The sequence below is a fragment of the Thiohalocapsa sp. genome (assembly GCF_019695415.1).
Lineage (GTDB): Bacteria > Pseudomonadota > Gammaproteobacteria > Chromatiales > Chromatiaceae > Thiohalocapsa.
This window is the reverse complement of record NZ_JAIFKJ010000606.1, coordinates 1-5,194: the sequence shown is the minus strand read 5'-3', so window position 1 is coordinate 5,194 and position 5,194 is coordinate 1. Positions and strand designations below refer to the sequence as shown.

Below are 5,194 nucleotides of genomic sequence, written 5' to 3'. Positions count from 1 at the left end.
AGCCAATGACAACCTGCGCCGGCTGGCCAGTGGTCTGTCGCTGCTGGAGCAGTCGGAGAAGGCTAGACGCGCCGAGCAACTGCACGACAGCCCGATGCAGAAGCTGGCCGGGTCGTTGCTGCAACTGGAGAACGGGCTTGGCGAGCCGGACGCCGAAGGGCGCCAGCTCAGGGACACGGGCCTCACGCTGCTGCGCGAGGCCATCGGCGAGCTCCGCACCCTGCAGTTCGAGCTGAGCCCCCCAGTGCTGGCGCAGTCCGGGCTGCCAGCGGCCCTCGCCTGGCTCGCCGAGCGCATGGCCGAGCGCGCCGGCATCCCCATCACCGTGCAGTTGCCTGCCGACACTGACCAGGCTGCGTTGTCGCGCGCGCTGTCGGTTACCCTGTTCCAATGTGCTCGCGAGCTGGTATACAACCTGGTGAAGCATGCTGAGGCGAGGCGGGGCTGCATTCGTTTGACCTGGAACGCCGACAGCGTGACGCTGGTGGTCACCGATGACGGAGTCGGCTTTGCGCATCCGCAGGACCGATCCGTCGCCGGCAGTATGGCGCCGGATGCACAGCAGCCGTCGCCGAGGGACAGCCCCACAACGAGCGGCTTCGGCCTATACAGCATCCGCGAGCGCGTCGCCCTACTGGACGGCAGTCTCGACATCGATACAGGCCCGCAAGGTACGCGGGTCAGCATTCAACTGCCGCGGCAGGACCGCGACGGGAGCCCGACATGACGCGAACCACCCAGTCGGCGACCGCCGATTCACACCATGCCCATCCCGCCGCAGCGGCAGAGCCGTTGCGGCTCCTGTTGTGTGATGACCACGCACTTTTTCGGGAGGGCCTGGGGGCACTGCTGCAACGCAGACCAGACCGCCACGTTGTGGGCGAGGCCGCCACCGGCGCGGAGGCGGTCCGGCTCGCGAGCCTACTTAAACCGGATGTCGTGGTGCTGGATGTCGGTCTGCCCGACATGACCGGCATCGATGCAGCCTCCGCCATTCTTGGTGCGGCAACGGACTGCGCCGTGGTGGCCCTGTCCATGTATGCCGACGGCCACTATGTCGAGCGCATGCTGGCGGCGGGCGCCCTTGCCTATGTGCTGAAGAATGACGCCAGCGGCGAGCTGCTGGAGGCCATTGACGCCGCCGCGCAGGGCGAACGCTATCTGAGCCGGACCCTGCGCGCGGCCGCCGATGCGGACCCCGGCAGGGGGGACGCGATGGCGGCTCCGCTCAGGCGCTGCCCGGAGATGGATCGGGAACTGCTTACGGGCCGCGAGCGTGAGGTGCTCTGCCTCCTGGCCCGCGGCCGGCGGGCGAAGCAGATTGCCGCAGAGCTGGACATCAGCATCAAGACCGTCGAGACCTACCGGTCGCGGGTGATGCACAAGCTCCAGATCGACAATCTGCCGGGGCTGGTCCGCTTTGCGATCCGCGCCGGGATGGTAACGGCTGAGTAATGCAACGGACGACACCGTCGCCGGAAATTAAGTATACCGTCACCAGATTTTTTGGCCCATATTTTTCAGGCTATTGTCGGCGCAGAGATTCACTGCCATGCCCGCCTCCGCGAAGCTTTTGCCGCTGCTGCTCGCCGTTGTCGTCGCGGCGGCCCCCGCCCACGCCGACGACATTCGCACCGAGCGGGTGCACTTTGCTCCGGGCGGCACCGGTGCGGTCATCGCAGGCAGTATCACAGGCCGCGAGACTGTCGACTACCTGGTCAGCGCCCGCGCCGGGCAGACGCTGTCGGTGGCCATGCAGAGCGACAATACGGCGGCCTACTTCAACGTCATCCCGCCGGATGCAGAGAATGTGGCCGTCTATGCCGGCCATAGCGGACCGGAGCTGAACCGCTATGAGGGCACGCTGGACCTTGATGGCGACTGGAAGCTCCGTGTCTACCTCTACCGCGCCGCCGCCCGCCGCGGCGAGCGCGCGGACTACCGGCTCGATGTCAGTCTCTCCGGGGACCCGGACCCGAGCGCCGCCCGCGAGGCCAACGACTTCGGCCCGCGGGAATGGGACGCCCGCGGCGACCTCGGCTGCGCCCGGGGCGGCCAGCCCATGCAGACCGCCGCCTGTCCGTTCAAGGTGAAGCGGTACCAGATGGAATCCGGTGCGACCGTCTTCGTGCTGCCGCCCGGCGTCGCCGCTGCGCCCGGCGCCGAGCGGATCCTGTATTTCCAGGAGGGCGAGTGGTCCACGCCCACGGCGGATGCCGTGTCGGTGAGCAAGCGCGCCGACCTCTGGACGGTCACCGTCGGTGAGGAGACCTACGAGATTCCGGAGGCCGTCGTCTTCGGAGGCTGACGGGCCGCGGGAGGTCCCGCATCATCGACGGAGTCTAGTGCTGGAGGCCGGCGGCGACGACATCCTCTGGGACTACCGTGAGGCCTCGGCCATCTTCAGCGAGCATGGGCCGGAGCCACTGGCCGGCGAGCTCGCATTGGTGGTGGCGGCACTGCACCGCGAGACCGGCTGAGGGGGCGGACGCTGAAACAGGGACGGGCAGCACCCACTTCCAAAGATTCGTATCGTGAATCTCCCGCCGGCCTCCTTTGCCACTATGCGCGTCGTCCTCTCGTTACTTCTCTTGCTGCCGGCTGTCGCCACCTCGGCGGCTCCAGCCGTCATCGTCGCCGAGGCCAAGCCCACGTCTTGGGCCGACCGCACTGAGGCGCTCGGCACTCTGCGCGCGGACGAGTCCGTGGTGATCACGGCAAACGTCACCGAGACCATTTCGGCCATCCATTTCGACGATGGTCAGCGGGTCGATGCAGGCGATGTGCTGGTGGAAATGACCAGCGCGGAGGAAACGGCCCTGCTGGAGGAGGTCCGGGCCCGTGTGGACGAGGCGGAGCGTCAATACGAGCGCGTGCAGTCCCTGGCCGAGCGGGGCTCCGCATCGGCTTCGCTGCTGGACGAGCGCCGGCGCGAGCTGGACACGGCGCGAGCGTCGCTGGTGGCGGTGGAGTCCCGACTCAAGGACCGGGTGGTGAAGGCGCCCTTCGCCGGCGTGGTGGGTCTGCGCAACATCAGCTTGGGCGCACTGGTGGAGCCGGGGGACGTCATCACCACGCTGGACGACGACCGCACCATGAAGCTCGACTTCACGGTGCCGAGCGTCTTTCTGCCGTCGTTGCGGCCGGGGCTTGCGATCGAGGCCCGTGCGCCGGCATTGGGGGAGCGAGGGTTCGACGGGGAGATCAGCGCCGTCGACACCCGCATCGACCCCGTCACCCGCTCGGTGCAGGTGCGTGCGCTGCTGCCGAATCCGCAGCGGGTGCTGCGCCCAGGGCTGCTGATGCGGGTGGAGCTGCTGCGCAACCCGCGGCGGGCGCTGACCGTCCCTGAGGAGGCGCTGCTGCATCGCGGCGACGACCACTTCGTGCTTGCGCTCACCGAGGGTGAGGACGGCGCCACGGTGCCCGAGCGCCGGCAGGTGCAGATCGGCGCCCGTCGGCCCGGCTTCGTCGAGATCACGAGCGGCCTCGACGCCGGCGAGCGCGTCATCACCCACGGCAACGACAAGGCCAAGCCCGGCGAGCCAATCACCGTTATGGCCATCGACGACGGCACCCGCCCCCTCGCCGAGCTGCTGGCGCAGAAGCCCGCAGCCGACGCCGCAGAATCATCCGCGGCTGCGACCTCAGAATGATCCTCTCCGACGTCTCCGTCCGTCGCCCGGTGCTGGCGACGGTGCTGTCGCTGCTGCTCGTCGCCTTTGGGCTGGTGGCCTTCGACCGGCTGCCGCTGCGCGAGTATCCGGACATCGACCCGCCGGTGGTGTCCGTGGACACCGTGTATCCAGGCGCCGCCGCCAATGTGGTGGAGACCCGCATCACCCAGCTCATCGAGGACCGCATCGCGGGTGTGGAGGGCATCGAGACCATTGAGTCGGTGTCCGAGGACGGGCGCTCCACCATCACCATCGAGTTCAGTATCGGCCGCGACATCGACGGCGCCGCCAACGACATCCGCGACCGCGTGTCCGGCATCCTGGACCAGCTTCCGGTGGAGGCCGAGCCGCCGGACATCCAAAAGGTGGACAGCAGCGACGACGTCATCATGTGGCTCAACCTGGTGAGCGACCGCATGACCGTCCCGGAGCTGACGGACTATGCCCGACGCTACCTGGTCGACCGCTTCTCAGTGCTGGACGGCGTCGCCCGGGTGCGCGTCGGCGGCGACCAGACCTATGCGATGCGGGTGTGGCTGGACCGCAATGCGCTGGCCGCCCGCGGCCTGACGGTCGCGGACATCGAAAGCGCCCTGCGCGCCGAGAACGTCGAGCTGCCGGCCGGCAGCGTCGAGTCCGTTGAGCGCCAGTTCAGCGTCCGCACCGAGCGCAACTTCCAGACGCCGGAGCAGTTCGCGCGTCTCGTCGTTGCCCGCGGCGAGGACGGCTACCTGGTGCGCTTGGGCGACGTGGCCCGGGTGGAGCGCGGCACGGAAGAGGACCGCACCGTCTTCCGCGGCAACGGCGTGCCCATGATCGGCCTCGGCATCATCAAGCAGTCCACCGCCAACACCATCGCCGTCGCCGATGCGGCCAAGGCGGAGATGGCGCGCCTGAACCCGACCCTGCCCGAGGGCATGGAGATCAAGCAGTCCTACGACACCTCGGTGTTCGTCAAGGATGCCATCAAGGAGGTCTACAAAACGCTCGGCATCGCCATCGGCCTGGTGGTGTTGGTGATCTTTTTGTTCTTAGGATCGGTCCGCGCCATGCTGGTGCCGGCGGTGACGGTGCCGGTGTCGCTGGTGGCAACCTTCACGGTGCTGCTGGTGCTCGGGTTCTCGGTGAATATTCTCACCCTGCTCGCGCTGGTGCTGGCCATCGGGCTGGTCGTCGATGACGCCATCGTGGTGCTGGAGAACATCCACCGGCGCATGGAGCAGTACGGCGAGACCCGGCTCGTGGCCGCCTACCGCGGCACCCGGCAGGTGGGCTTCGCGGTCATCGCGACGACCGTCGTGCTGGTGGCCGTGTTCGTGCCCATTGCCTTTCTGCAGGGCGACGTGGGCCGGCTGTTCTCGGAGTTCGCGCTGACGATGGCGGCCGCGGTGAGCTTCCCCCCCTTCGTGGCCCCCTCCCTGTCCACCATGGCGCGCTCCCACACCTTGCCCGGCTCCACACGGCGCGCCACCCCGAGCGCCGGGCTGCGATGGGTGCTCACGCCGTGTGCGCGGGGG

General features: G+C 68.4%; 6 protein-coding genes. All 6 read left to right on the top strand.

Annotation, left to right across the window (positions count from 1 at the left end; all coding sequences use genetic code 11):
- Positions 1–727 (top strand): ATP-binding protein (locus I6U14_RS16615; protein ID WP_296900740.1); only part of this gene is annotated, 727 nt, incomplete at its 5' end.
- The gene (locus tag I6U14_RS16610; RefSeq protein ID WP_296900738.1) at positions 724–1,455 is read left to right on the top strand and encodes a response regulator transcription factor; all 732 of its coding nucleotides are present in this window, start codon (positions 724–726) and stop codon (positions 1,453–1,455) included. The genes I6U14_RS16615 and I6U14_RS16610, both read left to right, overlap by 4 nt.
- Before the next feature lie 97 nt (positions 1,456–1,552).
- The gene (locus I6U14_RS16605) at positions 1,553–2,308 is read left to right on the top strand and encodes a hypothetical protein (protein ID WP_296900736.1); all 756 of its coding nucleotides are present in this window, start codon (positions 1,553–1,555) and stop codon (positions 2,306–2,308) included.
- Between the two features lie 37 nt (positions 2,309–2,345).
- Positions 2,346–2,480 (top strand): hypothetical protein, encoded by a 135-nt coding sequence (locus I6U14_RS16600; protein ID WP_296900734.1) that lies wholly within the window; start codon positions 2,346–2,348, stop codon positions 2,478–2,480.
- A 54-nt stretch (positions 2,481–2,534) separates the two neighbouring features.
- The gene (locus I6U14_RS16595; protein ID WP_296900732.1) at positions 2,535–3,656 is read left to right on the top strand and encodes an efflux RND transporter periplasmic adaptor subunit; all 1,122 of its coding nucleotides are present in this window, start codon (positions 2,535–2,537) and stop codon (positions 3,654–3,656) included.
- On the top strand, positions 3,653–5,194 hold a 1,542-nt coding region (locus I6U14_RS16590), incomplete at its 3' end, for an efflux RND transporter permease subunit (protein ID WP_296900730.1). The genes I6U14_RS16595 and I6U14_RS16590, both read left to right, overlap by 4 nt.